This is a genomic window from Streptomyces sp. NPDC058955 (genome assembly GCF_042741435.1).
Classification (GTDB): domain Bacteria; phylum Actinomycetota; class Actinomycetes; order Streptomycetales; family Streptomycetaceae; genus Streptomyces.
Genome location: NZ_JBHYKM010000123.1, coordinates 1 through 17,061 on the forward strand (window position 1 = coordinate 1; position 17,061 = coordinate 17,061).

The 17,061-nt window shown below is 74.5% G+C and carries 17 protein-coding genes and 1 pseudogene; 8 read left to right on the plus strand and 10 right to left on the minus strand.

Going from position 1 to position 17,061, the window contains the following annotated elements; translation table 11 throughout:
- Positions 1-102: 102 nt before the first annotated feature.
- The 6 genes and pseudogenes from ACFW1I_RS32210 to ACFW1I_RS32235 all read right to left on the minus strand — a co-directional run.
- Positions 103-573 (minus strand): annotated as a pseudogene (locus ACFW1I_RS32210) (DUF3180 domain-containing protein); the annotation flags it as partial.
- A gap of 48 nt (positions 574-621) precedes the next feature.
- Complete coding sequence (gene folK, locus ACFW1I_RS32215; RefSeq protein WP_384676582.1) at positions 622-1,221, minus strand: 2-amino-4-hydroxy-6-hydroxymethyldihydropteridine diphosphokinase; 600 nt, start codon at positions 1,219-1,221, stop codon at positions 622-624.
- Positions 1,218-1,577 carry a dihydroneopterin aldolase gene (folB, locus tag ACFW1I_RS32220; protein WP_030495863.1) on the minus strand — a complete coding sequence of 120 codons (360 nt, stop codon included), beginning with the start codon at positions 1,575-1,577 and terminating at the stop codon, positions 1,218-1,220. Before folB ends, folK begins: the two co-directional genes overlap by 4 nt.
- A gap of 111 nt (positions 1,578-1,688) precedes the next feature.
- On the minus strand, positions 1,689-2,186 hold the full coding sequence (locus tag ACFW1I_RS32225; protein ID WP_384676585.1) for a nuclear transport factor 2 family protein: 498 nt from the start codon (positions 2,184-2,186) through the stop codon (positions 1,689-1,691).
- Entirely contained in the window at positions 2,183-3,046 is an 864-nt protein-coding gene (gene folP / locus ACFW1I_RS32230) for a dihydropteroate synthase (protein ID WP_384676587.1), read from the minus strand. Before folP ends, ACFW1I_RS32225 begins: the two co-directional genes overlap by 4 nt.
- A 37-nt stretch (positions 3,047-3,083) precedes the next feature.
- Positions 3,084-4,934: a phosphatidylglycerol lysyltransferase domain-containing protein gene (locus tag ACFW1I_RS32235; protein WP_384676589.1), complete on the minus strand. Its 1,851-nt coding sequence runs from the start codon at positions 4,932-4,934 to the stop codon at positions 3,084-3,086.
- Positions 4,935-5,095: 161 nt separating this feature from the next.
- On the opposite strand from ACFW1I_RS32235, the gene ACFW1I_RS32240 reads away from it, so the two are divergent.
- Positions 5,096-6,208, plus strand: a complete 1,113-nt coding sequence (locus ACFW1I_RS32240) for an alpha/beta hydrolase (RefSeq protein WP_384676591.1) — start codon at positions 5,096-5,098, stop codon at positions 6,206-6,208.
- A 3-nt stretch (positions 6,209-6,211) separates the two neighbouring features.
- On the opposite strand, the gene ACFW1I_RS32245 is transcribed toward ACFW1I_RS32240, so the two are convergent.
- Entirely contained in the window at positions 6,212-7,210 is a 999-nt protein-coding gene (locus ACFW1I_RS32245; RefSeq protein ID WP_384676593.1) for an ABC transporter ATP-binding protein, read from the minus strand.
- A gap of 161 nt (positions 7,211-7,371) precedes the next feature.
- Here ACFW1I_RS32245 and ACFW1I_RS32250 point away from each other — a divergent pair, with 161 nt between their 5' ends.
- From ACFW1I_RS32250 to ACFW1I_RS32270, 5 genes are all read left to right on the plus strand, one after another.
- A complete protein-coding gene (locus ACFW1I_RS32250; protein ID WP_384676595.1) occupies positions 7,372-8,058 on the plus strand; it encodes an ABC transporter permease in 687 nt (228 codons plus the stop codon).
- Position 8,059: 1 nt separating this feature from the next.
- Entirely contained in the window at positions 8,060-8,737 is a 678-nt protein-coding gene (locus tag ACFW1I_RS32255; protein WP_384676597.1) for an ABC transporter permease, read from the plus strand.
- Between the two features lie 36 nt (positions 8,738-8,773).
- Positions 8,774-9,748, plus strand: coding sequence for an ABC transporter substrate-binding protein (locus tag ACFW1I_RS32260; protein WP_384676599.1), 975 nt, complete (start codon positions 8,774-8,776; stop codon positions 9,746-9,748).
- A gap of 130 nt (positions 9,749-9,878) precedes the next feature.
- On the plus strand, positions 9,879-11,051 hold the full coding sequence (locus ACFW1I_RS32265; protein WP_384676601.1) for a hypothetical protein: 1,173 nt from the start codon (positions 9,879-9,881) through the stop codon (positions 11,049-11,051).
- On the plus strand, positions 11,048-11,533 hold the full coding sequence (locus ACFW1I_RS32270; protein ID WP_384676603.1) for a GNAT family N-acetyltransferase: 486 nt from the start codon (positions 11,048-11,050) through the stop codon (positions 11,531-11,533). The genes ACFW1I_RS32265 and ACFW1I_RS32270 overlap by 4 nt, the downstream gene beginning before the upstream one ends.
- Before the next feature lie 47 nt (positions 11,534-11,580).
- On the opposite strand, the gene ACFW1I_RS32275 is transcribed toward ACFW1I_RS32270, so the two are convergent.
- Together ACFW1I_RS32275 and ACFW1I_RS32280 are read right to left on the minus strand one after the other, a co-directional pair.
- Positions 11,581-12,723: an NADH-quinone oxidoreductase subunit D gene (locus ACFW1I_RS32275; protein ID WP_384676605.1), complete on the minus strand. Its 1,143-nt coding sequence runs from the start codon at positions 12,721-12,723 to the stop codon at positions 11,581-11,583.
- A gap of 123 nt (positions 12,724-12,846) precedes the next feature.
- The gene (locus tag ACFW1I_RS32280; RefSeq protein WP_384676607.1) at positions 12,847-13,848 is read right to left on the minus strand and encodes an SAM-dependent methyltransferase; all 1,002 of its coding nucleotides are present in this window, start codon (positions 13,846-13,848) and stop codon (positions 12,847-12,849) included.
- A gap of 96 nt (positions 13,849-13,944) precedes the next feature.
- On the opposite strand from ACFW1I_RS32280, the gene ACFW1I_RS32285 reads away from it, so the two are divergent.
- Entirely contained in the window at positions 13,945-15,147 is a 1,203-nt protein-coding gene (locus tag ACFW1I_RS32285) for a sensor histidine kinase (RefSeq protein WP_384676609.1), read from the plus strand.
- Between the two features lie 36 nt (positions 15,148-15,183).
- Positions 15,184-15,861: a response regulator gene (locus ACFW1I_RS32290; RefSeq protein WP_384676611.1), complete on the plus strand. Its 678-nt coding sequence runs from the start codon at positions 15,184-15,186 to the stop codon at positions 15,859-15,861.
- A gap of 12 nt (positions 15,862-15,873) precedes the next feature.
- On the opposite strand, the gene ACFW1I_RS32295 is transcribed toward ACFW1I_RS32290, so the two are convergent.
- Positions 15,874-16,965 (minus strand): DUF5937 family protein, encoded by a 1,092-nt coding sequence (locus tag ACFW1I_RS32295; RefSeq protein ID WP_384676613.1) that lies wholly within the window; start codon positions 16,963-16,965, stop codon positions 15,874-15,876.
- Between the last annotated feature and the right edge of the window lie 96 nt (positions 16,966-17,061).

Genomic DNA, 17,061 nt, shown 5'->3' on the forward strand with positions numbered 1-17,061 from the left:
CCGCGGGCGGTCGGGGGGCCGCGGCCCCCCCCCGCCCCCCGCGCCGCGGCGATGCCCCTCGTCTTGGCGCGCGGACGCCCCCCGGGGGCGGACACAGGCCCGGGCCCCCCCCGGCCCTTCGTCGTCCTCCGGGAGCTTGCAGACGCGCTCCAGGAAGAGGGCGGCGGCGATGACGCCGAAGGCGGCGACCACCGCGGCGGCGGCGTAGAGGGCCTGGTCGCGGCGGGCGGGGACGTCGAGGGAGCCGAGGAGGAAGACGCCCACGCCGCCGTAGAGGCCGGCGACGAGGGCGGCGACCAGGGCGCTGGCCTGGCCGAAGACGACCGCGCGGGCCGCCATCAGGGGTTCGACGCCCTTGGCGCCGGGGCGGCGCTCCCGCTGGGCCCTGAGGCGGGCCCGGATCGAGAGGGCCGTCGCGGTGAGGACCACCGCGATCACGGCGAGGACGATGGGCGCGGCGAGCGGCACGCTGGGGAGCGTGCCGACGGAGTCCCAGAGGCGCGCGGCGCCCCAGGAGAGGATGCCGGCGACCACGAAGAGTCCGGCGAGCACCTTGAGCCGCAGTTGTTTCACCGGGTGTCCTTCACGTGGTCGCGGGTGGTCTGCCACGTAGCGTAACGACTACTCGGGGAGGCGGAGTTCCAGGTCGGTCCGGGGCGTCACGCCGGCGCGGTCGACGGCGGCCAGGAGGGCCGCCACCGGGCCGTGGCCGGGGAGCTGGGCCTCGGGGTCCATGTCGTGCCACGGGGCGAGCACGAAGGCGCGCTGGTGGGCGCGGGGGTGCGGGAGGGTGAGGACGGGGTCGTCGGAGACCGTGTCCGCGTACGTGATGATGTCGACGTCCAGCGTGCGGGCGCCCCAGCGCTCGTCCCGGACGCGCAGGAACGCCTCCTCGACGGCCTGGGCGCGCTCCAGGAGCGAGGAGGGCGGGAGGGTCGTCCGCACCAGCGCGACGGCGTTGAGGTACGAGGGCTGGCTGCCCGGCTCGACGCCCCAGGGCTCGGTCTCGTAGACGGGCGAGACGGCCTTGACGCGCAGGCCGGGGGTGTCGGCGAGGGCGTCGACGGCTCCCTGGAGGTTCTCCAGTCGGTTGCCGAGGTTGGCGCCGAGGGCGAGGACGGCCCAGTGCGGGTTGGAGAGGGTGCTGTCGGCGGCGTCGACGGCCGCGACGACCGAGGCGGGCACGGGCTGGACGGTGGGGTCGCTCTGGGTCGGCTTCATCGTCGGCTCCGGGTGATCGTGACGGTGACGTCGTCGAAGGGGACGGTGATGGGGGCGTCCGGCTTGTGGACGACCACCTCCACCTCCTGGACGCCGGCGTGGCTGAGGCACTGCTGGGCGATGCGCTCCGCGAGGGTCTCGATCAGATCGACGGGCTCGCCCTGGACGACGTCGACGACCTCCTCGGCGACGACGCCGTAGTGGACGGTCTTGGTGAGGTCGTCGTCGGCGGCCGCCGGGCGGGTGTCGAGGCCGAGGACCAGGTCCACGATGAAGGTCTGCCCCTCCTCGCGCTCCTTGGGGAAGACGCCGTGGTGGCCTCGGGCCTTGAGGCCGCGCAGCGCGACACGATCCACGCGAATCACTCCTGCTGTCGTAGTTGCGGGGCGCACAGCCGGGTGCGGGCGGCTGCGTCTCCTCCATCGAATCTACCTGCGGGCACCGACAGCGCTTGCTGTCGGGGGCCGTCAGGCGGAGGGGCCGGTGTCGTCGGCGCCGGCCGTGGGGGGCGTGTCGGCCTCGGGTTCCGCGATGACGGGGGAGGCGTGGTGGGACCAGATCCGCCACCCTTCGGGGGTGCGGCGGAAGGCGTTGGTGGCGACGACGAGCTGGCCGACGAGGGGGCCGAGCTCGGCGCCGTCCTCGGCCGGGCCGCCGCTGAGGATGTTCTCGGTGCAGGTGACGAGGGCGGTGTCGCCGGAGAGGGAGACGCGGACGTCGGTGAGGAAGAACTGGATGTAGTCGGTGTGCGCCATGATCAGCGCGTACGAGCGGAGCACCTCTCCGCGGCCGGTGAGGACGGGCCAGCCGGGGTGGACGCAGGAGATGTCGGTGGCGCCGTCGTCGAGCCAGAGGTCTTCGAGCCGGTCGAAGTCGCCCTCCTCCATCGCCGTGTAGAAGGCGGTGTTGGCGGCCTCGACGGCGGCCCGGTCGGCGGCGCGCCCGGCCTCCCGCCCGCCGGTCACCGGGCTCCTTCGACGGCGCGGGCGACGCGGACGGCGTCGGCGCTGGCCCGGACCTCGTGGACGCGGACGGCCCAGGCGCCCGCGTGGGCGGCGAGGGCGGAGACGGCGGCGGTGGCGGCGTCGCGCTCGCGGGCGGGCGGCGGGGTGGCGCCGGGTTCGCGGGTGAGGACGTGGCCGAGGAACCGCTTGCGGGAGGCGGCGACGAGGAGGGGGCGGCCCAGGGCGCGCAGCTCGGGGAGGTGGGCGACGAGGGCGAGGTCGTGCGGGGCGAGCTTGGCGAAGCCGAGGCCGGGGTCGATGACGATCCGCTCGGGGGCGATGCCGCCGTCGACGACCGCCTCCATCCGGGTGCGGAGCTCGGTGACGACCTCGGTGACGACGTCGTCGTAGACGGCGAGGCTGTTCATGTTCTCGCTGAAGCCGCGCCAGTGCATGACGACGAAGGGGACCTCGGCGGCGGCGACGGCGGGGACCATGCCGGGGTCGGCGAGGCCGCCGCTGACGTCGTTGACGAGCGAGGCGCCGGCCGCGACGGCGGCGGCGGCGACGGAGGCCCGCATGGTGTCGACGGAGACGGTGACGCCCTCGGCGGCGAGGCCGCGGACGACGGGGACGACCCGGCGCAGCTCCTCGTCCTCGTCGACGCGGGTGGCGCCGGGCCGGGTGGACTCGCCGCCGACGTCGACGAGGTCGGCGCCCTCGGCGACGAGGTCGAGGCCGTGCTTGACGGCGGCCGTGGTGTCGAACCAGCGGCCGCCGTCGGAGAAGGAGTCCGGGGTCACGTTGACCACGCCCATGACCGCGCAGCGGTCCCACTCGGGGAGGCCGAGGGGGGCGCCCCGGTCGATCGTCGTACTCATACGACCAGCGTAGGGCCCGCCGGGGTGAGGGGCGGTTTCAGGCCGCGCTGGCCTCGTGTTCGCGGCTGGTGCGCGGGGGGACGACGTGGGCGCAGGGGCGGGGGGCCCTGGTGGGTCGGCGGCGGGCGAAGGGGCGGGGGAGGGCGAGGGTGAGGAAGCCTTCGGCCTGCATGGCGGCGAGGCCGATGCGGGGGAGGTCGCGGCCGGCGCGGTAGACGACGAAGCGGGGCTCCCAGCGTGGCTGGAACTTGGCGTTGAACTTGTAGAGCGACTCGATCTGGAACCAGCGGGAGAGGAAGAGGAGCAGGCCGCGCCAGAGGCGGAGGACGGGGCCGGCGCCGATCCGTTCGCCGCGGGCGAGGGTGGAGCGGAACATGGCGAAGTTGAGGGAGACGCGCCGGATGCCGAGGGCGGGGGCGGCCTGGAGGGCGGCGACGATGAGGAGTTCGTTCATGCCGGGGTCGGCGGAGCGGTCGCGGCGCATGAGCTCCAGGGACATGCCGTCGGGGCCCCAGGGCACGAAGTGGATCATGGCCTTGAGGTCGCCGTAGGGGCCGTCGGGGTCGCCGTCCGGGTCGGTGAGGTGGGCGGTCGCTATGACGGCGTCGCCGTCGCCGGGGGCGCCGATGCGGCCGAGCGCCATGGAGAAGCCGCGTTCGGTGTCGGTGCCGCGCCAGTCGGCGGCGGCCCGGCGGACGAGGGCGAGTTCGGTGGCGTCGAGGTCGCGGACGCGGCGCACGCGCGTGGTGTAGCCGTTGCGTTCGATCCGCTTGACCATCTGGCGGACGTTGCGCATGGCGCGGCCGGAGAGGGAGAAGGCGTCGACGTCGATGACGGCCTCGTCGCCGAGTTCGAGGGCGTCGAGTCCGGTCTCGCGGGTCCAGACCTGGCCGCCGGTCTCGGAGCAGCCCATGACGGCGGGGGTCCAGGAGTGGGCGCGGGCCTCGTCCATGAAGCGTTCGATGGCGCCGGGCCACGCTTCGACGTCGCCGATGGGGTCGCCGCTGGCGAGCATGACGCCGGAGACGACGCGGTAGCAGACGGCGGCCTTGCCGCTGGGGGAGAAGACGACGCCCTTGTCGTGGCGGAGGGCGAAGTGGCCGAGCGAGTCGCGGCCGCCGTGCCGGTCGAGGAGGGCGCGCAGGGCGGTCTCGTCCTCGTCGGTGAGGCGGGCGGCGGGGTGTTCGGGGCGGAGCGCGAGGTAGAGCGTGGTGAGGGCGGTGAGCATGCCGAGGGCGCCGAGGGAGTAGCCGACGGTCCAGTCGACGCCGTGGGTGTAGGCGACGGGGCCCTCGACGCCGAGGAGTCCGAGGAGGACGTGTTCGAGGCGGTCGGTGAGGCTGGGGTCGCCGACGACCCGGCGGGGGTGGGCGCTGACGACGACGAGGCCGAGGGCGAGCGAGCCGGCGCCCATGACGACGAAGTTGGCGAGGGCCCGCCAGCGGCTGCGGGGGTCGGGGAGGGCGGCGAACTGGTCGCGGTGGTGCAGCAGCAGGGCGAGCAGGGCGAGCGAGAACACCGAGCCGAGGACCGAGTGGCGCCAGACGAACTGGGCGACGGCGCCGAGGGGGAGGAGCAGCACGACGGCCCGCCAGGCGCGGCGCTTGTGCCGCTTGAGGCCGTGGGCGAGGAGGAGCAGCAGGACGCCGGCGCTCAGCGAGACGGCGGCGGAGAGCGGCCCGAGGGTGCCGGGGAGGACCTCGGCGAGGGCGTGGACCCGGCTGGCGCGGAACCGGGGGAAGACCCCGGCGGCGATGTCGACGAGTCCGATCAGGGTGCAGGCCGTACCGACGAGGGAGGGGACCTTCTCGGGGGCCGGGCCGCTCAGAAATCGGCGGACCCGAACCGGAACCGATGATGTTTTGTCCCCATCTACCGTGACAGACATCGCTTCCCGCTCTTCCCGTTCTTCTGTGGTCTTTTTCCGGCCCTGTTCGGGGCTCCCCTTAGGACGGGGCTGCGCGGGGGCGGGTTCATTCGGGCACAGGAAATTCTCAGGAAGTCGTCGGGACGTCCGGGAAGTCGTACGCAGGAAGGTTCGGACGTCTGATGGGTCTCACCAGCGGCAAAGCCCTCGTCACGGCGGTGGCGGTGGCCGTCGCGCTCTTCTCGGTCACGGTGGTGCTGTGGCCCCGGCTGGCCCGGCGGGGGTGGCGGCCGGTCTGCGGCAGGGTGGGGCTGTTGCTGGCGACGCAGCTCGCGCTGTTCGCGGCCGTGGGCCTCGCGGCGAACCGTTCCTTCCTCTTCTACGGCTCCTGGGCGGACCTGTTCGGCCAGGAGCAGGAGATGGGGGTGGTCGTCGACCACGGCGCCGCCTCGAAGGACGTACGGGTGGTGGGGACGCGCGCCCTGGACGTGCCGGGCGGCGCGCGGCCGTCGGTGGGCGGGCAGATCCAGCAGGTGGTGGTCCGGGGCGACCGGTCGGGGATCACCTCGCCGGCCTTCGTCTACCTGCCGCCGGAGTACTTCCAGGAGCGGTACGCGAAGCGGTCGTTCCCGGCGGCGGTGGTCCTGACGGGGTATCCGGGGACCGCGGAGAACCTGATCAAGGGGCTGAAGTACCCGCGGACGGCCTACCTCCAGGCGCAGGAGGGGAAGATGCAGCCGATGGTCCTGGTGATGCTGCGGCCGACGGTGGCGCCGCCCCGGGACACCGAGTGCGTGGACGTGCCGGGCGGGCCGCAGACGGAGACCTTCTTCGCCGAGGACCTGCCGAGGGCGGTCTCGGCGGCGTACCGGGTGGGGTCGAAGCCGCGGAACTGGGGGTTCATGGGGAACTCGACGGGTGGCTACTGCGCGCTGAAGATCGCGCTGAACCACCCGGACCGGTTCGTGGCCGGCGCGGGCTTCTCGGCGTACTACAAGGCCGCGGAGGACGTGACGACGGGCGACCTCTTCCACGGCGACCAGGGGCTGCGGCAGCGGGCCGACCTGCTGTGGAGCCTGGACCACCGGCCGCAGCCGGAGTCCTCGTTCCTGGTGACGACGTCGAGGACGGGCGAGGGGAACCTGAAGGGGACCCAGGAGTTCATCCGCAAGGTGAGGAGCCCGGCGCACGTCTCCTCGATCACCCTGGAGAGCGGCGGGCACAACTTCACCACCTGGAACCGGGAGATCCCGCCCGGCCTGGTGTGGATGAGCGGGAAGCTCCGGGCGGACTGACCGCTACGCGGCGGCCCGCCGCAGCGCCCGGTGCACCCCCGCGGGGGTGAGGGTGCCGAGCGGCCGCCCGTCCGCGTCGGTGACGGTCAGCCGGCCGGAGTCGTCCTGGAGGAGCAGCGCGAGCGCGTCCTTGAGGGTGGCCCCGAGCGGGACGCCCGGGGGTACGGGGGCGGGGGCGCCGTCCGTACGCGCGCGCGTGCCGGGGGCCTTGGCGGGGGCGTCCGGCAGCGGGTCGAGGTCGTCGGCCGTGACGGGGGTGACCGCCAGCCGCTTGAGGGCGCGGTCGCCGCCGACGAAGTCGGCCACGTACGGGGTGGCGGGGGAGGCGAGCACGGTGGCGGGGGTGTCGAACTGCTCGATGCGGCCCTGGCCGTAGACGGCCATGCGGTCGCCCATCCGGACGGCCTCCTCGATGTCGTGGGTGACGAGGAGGACGGTCTTGCGGACGGTGGCCTGGAGGGCGAGGAACTCGTTCTGGAGCCGCTCGCGGACGACCGGGTCGACGGCGCCGAAGGGCTCGTCCATGAGGAGGACCGGCGGGTCGGCGGCGAGCGCGCGGGCCACGCCGACGCGCTGGCGCTGTCCGCCGGAGAGCTGCGCCGGGTAGCGGGGGCCGTGCACGGCGGGGTCGAGGCCGACGAGTTCGAGGAGTTCGGCGGCACGCGCGCGTGCGGCGGCCTTCTTCCAGCCGAGCAGGGCGGGGACGGTCGCGGTGTTGTCGAGGACCGTGCGGTGCGGGAAGAGCCCGACCTGCTGGATGACGTAGCCGATCTTGCGGCGCAGGGCGACCGGGTCCACCCCGGCGACGTCCCGGCCGTCGACGAGGACGCGGCCGCCGGTCGGTTCGACCAGCCGGTTCACCATCATCATCGTGGTCGTCTTGCCGCAGCCCGAGGGGCCGACGAGCGTGACGAGCTCACCCTCGGCGACCTCGAAGGAGAGGTCGTCGACCGCGGTGGTGCCGTCCGGATAGCGCTTGGTCACCTGTTCGAACCGGATCATGGGCCCATTCTGGCCCCTCGTCACCCGGCGGGTGTGAAGGCGGTGTTGCGGGGAGGTGGCGGATCGGCGGCGCGGGCTCCGGATCGGCCCCGGTTGTCGGTGGCGGCGGCTAGGGTCGCCATACACACGTTCTAACGGCGGCGACCTGGGGGGAGGTCCGGATGAGCTCGCCGAACTGCCTGGTCGCCAACGACTGGATCTGCGGCGAGTATCTGCGCACCCGTCGCGAGGAGCTGACCGACGCCCTGGTCCAGCACATCGGCATCACCGCCGCCTCGGTGGCGATCGCACTGCTCGTCGCCGTGCCGCTGGCCCTCCTCGTCCGGGCCCGGCCCCGGCTGGCCGCCCCGGTCCTCGGGCTGACGACCCTGCTCTACACGGTGCCGTCGCTCGCCATGTTCTCGCTGCTGCTGCCCGTCTTCGGACTCTCCTCCGCGCTCGTCGTCACCGGCCTGGTGCTGTACGCGCTGACGATCCTGGTGCGCAACACGCTGGCCGGCCTCGAAGCCGTCCCGGCGGAGACCCGGGAGGCCGCCCGCGGCCTCGGCTTCGGGCCCTGGCGGCTGCTCTGGCAGGTCGAACTGCCCCTCGCGCTGCCCGTCCTGATGGCCGGCGTCCGGATGGCCACCGTCTCCACGATCGCGCTCACCACCATCGGCTCGGTCGTCGGCCGCGGCGGCCTCGGCAATCTCATCGAGGACGCGCTGCCCACCTTCTTCAAGGCGCAGGTGCTCGCCGCCTCCGTGCTGTGCGTGCTGCTCGCCGTCACCGCCGACCTGCTGCTCCTGGGCGTCCAGCGGCTGCTCACGCCCTGGTCGCGGGCCCAGGGCGCGCCGGGGGGTGGGTGAGGTGGGGGTCGTGACGGACGCGTGGGCCTGGCTCACCACCGGTGCGCACTGGACCGGCGAGGAGGGCGTCGCCGCGCGCCTCGCCGAGCACGCGTACGTGAGCGTGCTGGCGCTGCTGATCGCCGGCGCGGTCGCGCTGCCGCTCGGGCTGTGGCTCGGCCATGTGGGGCGCGGCGGCGCGCTGGCGGTCAACGTGTCGAACGTGGGGCGGGCGGTCCCGGTCTTCGCCGTCCTCGCCCTCTTCATGGTCTCCCCGCTGCGGAACGCGGGCTATGTGCCGACCGTGACGGCCCTGGTCCTCTTCGCGATACCGCCGCTGCTGACCAACGCGTACGTGGGCGTGCGCGAGGTCGACCGGGCGGCGGTCCGCGCGGCCCGGGGCATGGGGATGACGGGCGGCCAGGTCTTCCGCCGGGTCGAACTGCCGCTGGCCGCACCGGTGGTGATGACCGGGATCCGGTCCGCCGCCGTGCAGGTGGTCGCCACCGCGACGATCGCGGCCATGGTCGGCCAGGGCGGCCTCGGCCGGATCATCACGGCCGGCTTCGCGCTCTACGACACCGCCCAGGTGGTCGCGGGCGCCGTCCTGGTGGCGCTGCTGGCGCTGGTGGTGGAAGGCCTGCTGATCGGCGTGGACCGGCTCCTCGTACCCCGCCCGCCCCGCCCGCCCCGGACATGACGTACTTCAGGACACCGAGAGCGAAGGACTGAACCCGTGAACAGGATCTCGCGCGCCACCGGCGCGCTGCTGGGCGCCGCCGCGCTGGCCGTCTCGCTCGCCGCGTGCGGCGGCGACAGCCTGGAGCAGGGCAAGGAGAAGACGTCCGGGGGCTCCGGCGGCGCCAAGGGCTCGCTGGTGGTGGGCGCGGCCGCGTTCACCGAGTCGAAGGTGCTCGCCGAGCTGTACGCGCAGCTGCTGCGCGAGGAGGGCTACACGGTCTCGGTCACCACCGTGAAGAACCGGGAGCTGTACGAGCCCGCCCTGGAGAAGGGCGAGATCGACGTCGTACCGGAATACGCGGCGACGCTCGCGGAATTCCTCAACGCCAAGACGAACGGCCCCAAGGCGCCCGAGGAGAAGCCGGTCGCCTCCGGTGACGTGAAGGCCACCGTGGCGGCGCTGCGGAAGCTCGCGGAACCGCGCGGACTGAAGGTCCTGGAAGCCGGGGAGGCCGTCGACCAGAACGCCTTCGCGGTGTCGAAGGAATTCGCGGAGAAGAACAGCCTGAAGACCCTTTCCGATCTCGGCGCGGCGAAGATCCGGGTGAAGATCGCGGCGGGCGACGAATGCGCGGTCCGCCCCTTCTGCGCCCCGGGTCTGAAGAAGACCTACGGGATCGACGTCGCCGGCATCGACCCCAAGGGCGTCGGCACCCCGCAGGCCAAGCAGGCCGTCAAGGACGGTGTGGACCAGCTGGTCCTGACCACCACCACGGACGCCACCGTGGACGGCTTCGGCCTGGTCTTCCTGGCGGACGACAAGCACCTGCAGAACGCGGACAACGTGCTGCCGGTGGTGAACGCGAAGGAGGCCGGGGCGCCCGAGGTCACCACCGCCCTCGACAAGATCACCAAGGTGCTGACCACAGCGGATCTCGCCGAACTCAACCGCAAGGTCGACGCCGAGCGGGCCAAGCCGGAGGACGTCGCCGCCGCCTATCTCAAGGAGAAGGGGCTGGTCGGCAAGTAGTCGCCGGAGAGGGGAAGTCGGCCCGAAGCGGAAGCGGAACGCGGTCTCTCCGATTCCGTTGTCGAGAAGTGGCCAAGAGATTGCCGGGCCGACCCCCCACACCGTGCCTACGCACGGTAAATTTCAGGCCATGCCACGTGGACGCCACCGCCATTCCCCGCCTCTGCACAAGCTGATGCCGCCTTCCGCGGTCGCCGGCGCCGCGGTCGTCTGCGCCGCGGCGGCCTGGATCCCCGGGGAACTCGTGGTCGTACGGCTGCTCGCGACGGCCGCGGCCGTCGCCGCCGTCACCGGTGCCGTCCTCATGCGCGGCTGGGACCGCAGCGCCGGCCGCCAGGTCGCCGAGCTGACCCGGGCCCGCACCGCCGACCAGTGGAAGGCCGAGGAGCGCCTCGCCGAACTGGAGGCGGACCTGGAGGAGTCCCGCGCCCTGCGCATCCGCCTGGACGCCAAGCTCCGCGCCAAGCGGGTCGAACTGGCCGGGCTGCGCGGCGAGCACGCCGACCTGCTGCGCCGCTACGCCACCGCGGAGACCGAGCGCGCCAGCGCCCTGGAGGGCCGGCGCGTCCTGGCCCAGGCCAACGCCGAGGCCCCCAAGGAGCTGCCCGCCGCCGGTTCGACGCCCACCCCGGAGGCGTACCGCCGCGCCGCCGAGGCCCTGCGCGACCTGCCCCGCAACGCCGCCGCCCAGCGGGCCCGGCGCACCGCGGAGGCGGCCCGCGCCCGGGACCTCGCCGAGCGCGCCGCCCAGACGGAGGAGCCGCGCGGCCGGCACGCCGCCGCCGGCGAGCAGCACGCCCGCCCGGCCGGCCAGGAGGCCCCCGCGGCCCTCGCCCCGGCCGCGGCCCCCGCGAAGGCCCTGCCCCCGGCGGCTTCGGCCCAGGACCGGACCCCGGCGATCCAGGCGGCCAGTGCGATCGTCCCGTACGCGGCCCGCAAGCCCGTCCAGCGCACCGAGGGCGGCTTCGACTTCTTCGGCACCCAGAGCGGCACGCAGAACGGCTCCCACAAGGCCGCCATCGAGGCCGTCCAGGACACCGACCTCGCCGACGTGGTGGGCGAGGAGGTCCTGGAGGAGGTCCGCGCGGCCGCCCTCCCGCAGGCCCCCGCGCTGACCCCGGTCCCGGCCTCCGCCGCCGTGGAGCGGCCCGCGGAGCGCGCGGGCGAGGCGCCCGCCGACGACGAGCCCGTCGTGGTCCGCCCCTCCGCCGCCGGCCCGATCGGCCAGGTCATCGACCTGACCGCGCACGACGAGACCGAGCAGCTCGACCTCGTCGAGCTGCGCGGCGCGGTCAACCAGTGACCCACCGCCTCGGCCTCCTCCTCCCGGAGGAGGCACGGGAGCGCCGCGACGAGCTGATCGCCCTGTGCGCCCAGGCGTTCGCCGGCGCCCCCTGGCACGACACGCCGCTCGGCGCGGTACGGACCGTGGACCGCCTCCTGGACTCCGCCGCCGGCCGCCCCGACTTCCACGCGGCGGCCGCCCTCGGCCCCGACGGCGAACTCCTCGGCATCGCCGCCGGCTGGACCGACACGGCCCTCTCCGGCGCGGGCCCCGCCTTCGAGCTCGCCGAGCTCGTCGTCGCCCCCGCGCACCAGGGCCGCGGCCTCGGCCGGTCCCTCCACGACGCCCTGCTGGTGGTCGCCGAGGCCGGGCCCGCGCTGCTGATGACCCTCGACGTGCCGGAGCTGACGGACCGGTACGCGCGCTGGGGCTGGACGGTCGTCGACCGCCGCCGCCCCGGCCGGGAGACCCGGGACCACGTGGTGATGAGCCGCCCCTGAGCGCGGCCCCGCGACCCGGCGGCCCCGCGGCCCGGCGGCTCGGCTCCCTACTTGTCGATGTCGCCGACGACGAAGAAGAACGACCCCAGGATCGCCACCATGTCCGCGACCAGCGTCCCCGGCAGCAGCTCCACCAGCGCCTGGATGTTGTTGTACGAGGCCGAGCGCAGCTTCAGCCGGTACGGGGTCTTCTCGCCCTTCGACACCAGGTAGTAGCCGTTCAGCCCGAGCGGGTTCTCCGTCCAGGCGTACGTGTGCCCCTCCGGCGCCTTCAGCACCTTCGGCAGCCGCTGGTTGACCGGCCCCCGCGGCAGCTCCGCCAGCCGGTCGAGGCAGGCGTCCGCCAGCTCCAGGGAGTTGTGCGTCTGGTCGAGCAGGCACTCGAAGCGGGCCAGGCAGTCGCCCTCCTCGCGGACCACCACCCGCAGGGTGTCCTGGAGCTCCCCGTACGCCAGGTACGGCTCGTCGCGCCGCAGGTCGAAGTCGACGCCGGAGGCGCGGGCGATCGGCCCGGACACCCCGAAGGCGTGCACCGTCTCCTGGGCCAGGACACCGACCCCGCGCGTGCGGGCCCGGAAGATCTCGTTGCCGAGGACCAGCCGGTCGTACACGTCCATCCGCGACCGCACGTCCGCGACCGCCTGCCGGGCCCGGCCGAGCCAGCCGGCCGGCAGGTCCTCCTTGAGGCCGCCGACCCGGTTGAACATGTAGTGCATCCGGCCGCCGGAGACCTCCTCCATCACCGTCTGGAGCTCCTCGCGCTCCCGGAAGGCGTGGAAGACGGGGGTGATGCCGCCCAGCTCCAGCGGGTACGACCCCAGGAACATCAGGTGGTTGAGGACCCGGTTCAGCTCCGCGAGCAGGGTCCGCAGCCACACGGCCCGCTCCGGCACCTCCATGCCGAGCATCCGCTCGACGCCCATCACCACACCGAGCTCGTTGGAGAACGCCGACAGCCAGTCGTGCCGGTTGGCCAGCATGACGATCTGGCGGTAGTCCCGCGCCTCGAAGAGCTTCTCGGCGCCCCGGTGCATATAGCCCACGACCGGCTCCGCGTGCCGGATCACCTCGCCGTCGAGCACGAGCCGCAGCCGGAGCACGCCGTGCGTGGAGGGGTGCTGCGGGCCGATGTTCAGCACCATGTCGGTGCTCTCCGCCGCGCCGCCGATGCCGACCGTGGTCTCCGTCATGCCGGACAGTATCCCCCGCCGCGCGGCCCGCCGACGGGCCAGGGCCCGGCCTGTGGACAACCCGCCGGCCGTCCTCCACACCTGTGGACGACGCGCCTTCCGAGCCGCCACCGCCGGACCGCGTCAGACCCGCTGGCTCAGCCACAGGAAGTCGCCCAGACCGCCGCGCGCGGTCAGCTCGGCCGCCTCCCCCGCGGCGGACAGCGCCCGCACGTACGCCACCGGGTCGGTCGAGGCGAGCGCCAGCGGCGGCCGGCCGCCGCAGACCCCGAGCCCGCGCAGCGCCTCCCGCTGGGTCGTCAGCTCCGCCGGCACGCGCGCGTGGACCGCCGCCGCGCAGGCGTCCAGGGCCACGTGCGCCGTGAGGTCGCCGGTGCCGTCCGGGACCGGCGCCACCTCGCGGCCCGCCCGGAAGCCGGTCAGCGTCCCGAAGGGCGGCCGGGAGTCCCGTACGTGCCCGTAGTCCACGGCCACCGCCAGGCCCGCCGCCAGCGAGCCGACCGCCGCCGCCCACGCCTCGTCCCGGGGCCGGCCGATCTCGGCCCGCTCGCCCGGCGCGGACAGCGGCCACCAGCGGGCCAGCCACTCCGCGTCCGGACCCGTCACCGGCGCGCCCGGCCGCTCCGTGCCGTCGGCGCGGACCTCCACGTACCGGACCGTGCCGTCCTCGCCGACCTCGGCGACGTCCACCGGCACGTTGTCCAGCCACTCGTTCGCGAACAGGAGCCCGCGCACCCCCTCCGGCGGCCGGCCGGTCCACTCCACCCGGGGGTCGAGCCCGTCCGGTCGGGCGGCCCGCTCCACCGCGTACGCCCGCACCCGCAGCCCCGCCGGGACCGCCGCCAGCACCCCCGTCACCAGCTCGCCCCGGCCCGCGCCCATGTCCACCAGGGCGACCTCGTCGGTCCCCAGCTCCTCCGCCGTCGCGACGAGCAGCCGGGCCACCGCCCCGGCGAAGAGCGGCGAGGCGTGCACCGAGGTGCGGAAGTGGCCCGCGGGGCCCTCCGGGCGCAGGAAGAAGCCCCCGGGGCCGTACAGCGCCCGCTCCGCCGCCTCCCGCCAGCCCCGCCACTCCCGCCCGCCGTCCGCCGGCAGGCCCGTCCCGTCCGTCACCTCATCCGTCACGCGCCCCAGTCTCCACCCCGGGGTGTACGGGTCCCGCCGCAAGGATCGACCGCACGGTTGATCCCCCGCCCGCACACGTTCCCTACTCTGGGTTACGTGCAGCGCCTCTACGACTTCATCCGCAGTCACCCGACGGGCGTCGACGTCTTCTGGGCCGTCGTCCTCCTCGGGATGTCCGCGCTGTGGATCGGGTCGGTCGTCCCGCCCGTCGACCACCCCGCCGGCTACGCGGTGGTCGCCACGCTCTTCTCCCTGGTCGTCGCCCTGCGGCGGAGGGCGCCCGAGCGGATGCTCGTCCTGGCCGTCGCCCTCGGCGTCGTCCAGCTGGTCCTCGACATCGAGACCTTCATGGCGGACTTCGCCATGCTCGTCATCATCTTCACCGTCGCCGCCCACGACGGCCCCCGCTGGGCCTCCCGGCTCGCCCTCGTCGGCGGACTCTTCGCGGCCCCGCTCTCCCAGCTGCGCTGGCCGCTGGAGGAGACCGTCTCGGTGCCCGCCCGGGTCTTCTTCACGGTGATCATGGCCGTGCCGTTCGCCCTCGCCTGGGTCCTCGGCGACTCCCTCCGCACCCGCCGCGCCTACTTCGCGCAGCTGGAGGAGAAGGCCGCCCGGCTGGAGAAGGAGCGGGAGGCGCAGGCCAAGGTCGCGGTCGCCGCCGAGCGGGCCCGGATCGCCCGCGAACTCCACGACGTCGTCGCCCACAACGTCTCGGTGATGGTGGTGCAGGCCGACGGCGCCGCCTACGTCATGGACTCCTCCCCGGAGACCGCCAAGCAGGCCCTGGAGACCATCTCCACCACCGGCCGGCAGGCGCTCGCCGAGATGCGCCGGCTGCTCGGCATCCTGCGCACCGGCGAGCACCGGGAGGCGGGGGAGTACGTGCCGCAGCCCGACGTGGAGCAGATCGAGGAGCTCGTCGAGCAGGTCAGGGGCGCCGGCCTGACCGTCGACCTCACCGTCGAGGGCACCCCGCGCGCGCTGCCCACCGGCGTCGGCCTGACCGCCTACCGGATCGTCCAGGAAGCCCTCACCAACACCCGCAAGCACGGCGGCCCCGACGCCGGCGCCAGCGTCCGGCTCGTCTACTTCGACGACGGCCTCGGCCTGCTCGTCGAGGACGACGGCCGGGGCGCCCCCCAGGAGATGTACGAGGACGGCGGCGCCGACGGCGCCGGCCACGGCCTCATCGGCATGCGGGAACGGGTCGGCATGGTGGGCGGCACCCTGGACGCGGGCCCGCGCCCGGGCGGCGGTTTCCGGATCAGCGCCCTGCTGCCGCTCAAGCCCGCACACTGAGAGCCCGAGCCCGTCCCCACCCACCGAAGGAACCGCATGTCCATCCGCGTGATGCTCGTCGACGACCAGGTGCTCCTGCGCACCGGTTTCCGCATGGTGCTGGCCGCCCAGCCGGACATGGAGGTCGTGGCGGAGGCGGGCGACGGGGCGGAGGCCCTGGAGGTGCTGCGGGCCACCAAGGTCGACGTGGTCCTCATGGACGTCCGGATGCCGCGCCTCGACGGGGTGGAGGCGACCCGCCGGATCTGCGCCGTCCCCGACGCGCCGAAGGTGCTCATCCTGACCACCTTCGACCTCGACGAGTACGCCTTCTCCGGCCTGAAGGCGGGCGCGAGCGGCTTCATGCTGAAGGACGTGCCCCCCGCCGAGCTGCTCGGCGCGATCCGCTCGGTGCACAGCGGCGACGCCGTGGTCGCCCCCTCGACCACCCGCCGCCTCCTCGACCGCTTCTCCCCGATGCTGCCGTCCTCCGGCCGCGAGCCCGAGCACCGCGAGGTGGAGAAGCTGACCGAGCGCGAGCGCGAGGTCATGCTCCTCGTCGCCCAGGGCCTGTCCAACGGCGAGATCGCCGCCCGGCTGGTCCTCTCCGAGGCGACGGTCAAGACCCATGTGGGCCGCATCCTCACCAAGCTGGGCCTGCGCGACCGCGTCCAGGTCGTCGTCCTCGCGTACGAGACGGGCCTGGTCCGCGCGGGCGGCGGCGCCAAGGGCTGAGCGTCCGGCGGCTCAGCGCAGCACCGACTCCAGGAAGTCGCTGCCCAGACGGGCGACGACCGAGAAGTCGAGCTGGTGCAGGACGTAACGGCCCCGGCGGCGGGTGGTCAGCAGCCCCGCCTTGCGCAGGACGGCGAGGTGGCGGGAGACCTCGGGGGCGGTGATGCCGTACGCGTCGGCCAGCTCGCTCGTCGAGTACGGGCCGCGCGCCAGGCTGCGGCACATCCGCATCCGCACCGGGTGGGCGAGCGCCTCCAGCCGGAGCCGCACCGTCTCCACGGTCTCCAGGCCGCCGACCTCGCGGCTCGCCGCCGGGTACATGATCACCGGCTGCCAGCCGGGCGAGTACAGGGCGATGAGGTGCGGCCGGCCGAAGGCGCTCGGCACCAGGGTCAGGGCCCCGGCCCGGGCGTCCGCGCGGGCCTCCATCAGCTTGTCGACCACGATCCGGGTGCCGTCCCCGTCCTCCTCCAGGGTCAGCGCCCGCGAGGCGTCCGCCAGCGCCTCGGCCAGCCCCTTGTGGCGCATCAGCTCCGTCTTGTGTCGGGCGTCGGCGGCCAGCTGCACCCGGAGCCGCCGCCAGGCGTCGGCGAAGAACGCCTCGTCGCAGTCCTCCAGGAGCCGCCGGATCCACGCGCGCGTGGCGGTGGGCGCGGCGATCATCCGCTCCGCGAAGGCGGCCTGGCGCGGGCCGCGCGCGGCGGCCAGGTCCAGGGCCCGCCGCGCGGACCGCTCGTCGACCAGCGGCGACGGGATGCCGCCCCGGGCGTAGAGCGGGCTGCACGAGATCTCCAGGGCGGCGCCGACGAACGTCTCGTCGTCCAGCCGGTCCAGGTCGTCGAGCTCCTCGGCCAGGGTCTCCCGGGGCCGCGCGGGCAGCAGGAAGTCGGAGCGCGTCGACCGCCACATGAAGTCGGCCTCCAGGAGCCGGTCCGCGAGGCCCGGTTCGAGCGCGGCGGCGGTCGCCGTCGCCCACGCGTGGTGGCCGGGATGGTGGCCGGGCTCCGCCAGGACGTGGACGGCGTTGCCCAGCTCGGCCAGCGGCGAGGGGCAGAAGACGATCCGCTCGGCCGGCACTCCGGTGATGTCGATGGTCACGCTCACGCCCCCATGGTGCGGGACGCACCCGGGAGCCCGTCGCGGGGGGGGGGGGGGGGGGCCCGCGCGCGCCCGCCGGGGCGCGCCCCCCCCCCGGCCCCC

Bases quoted from the DNA above. Each gene is read 5' to 3' on its own strand.
- ACFW1I_RS32245 (WP_384676593.1), bottom strand. From the start codon at position 7,210: ATGATCCGGTTCGAACAGGTGACCAAGCGCTATCCGGACGGCACCACC.
- folP (WP_384676587.1), bottom strand. From the start codon at position 3,046: ATGAGTACGACGATCGACCGGGGCGCCCCCCTCGGCCTCCCCGAGTGG.
- ACFW1I_RS32265 (WP_384676601.1), top strand. From the start codon at position 9,879: ATGCCACGTGGACGCCACCGCCATTCCCCGCCTCTGCACAAGCTGATG.
- ACFW1I_RS32290 (WP_384676611.1), top strand. From the start codon at position 15,184: ATGTCCATCCGCGTGATGCTCGTCGACGACCAGGTGCTCCTGCGCACC.
- folK (WP_384676582.1), bottom strand. From the start codon at position 1,221: ATGAAGCCGACCCAGAGCGACCCCACCGTCCAGCCCGTGCCCGCCTCG.
- ACFW1I_RS32235 (WP_384676589.1), bottom strand. From the start codon at position 4,934: ATGTCTGTCACGGTAGATGGGGACAAAACATCATCGGTTCCGGTTCGG.
- ACFW1I_RS32240 (WP_384676591.1), top strand. From the start codon at position 5,096: ATGGGTCTCACCAGCGGCAAAGCCCTCGTCACGGCGGTGGCGGTGGCC.
- ACFW1I_RS32250 (WP_384676595.1), top strand. From the start codon at position 7,372: ATGAGCTCGCCGAACTGCCTGGTCGCCAACGACTGGATCTGCGGCGAG.
- ACFW1I_RS32275 (WP_384676605.1), bottom strand. From the start codon at position 12,723: ATGACGGAGACCACGGTCGGCATCGGCGGCGCGGCGGAGAGCACCGAC.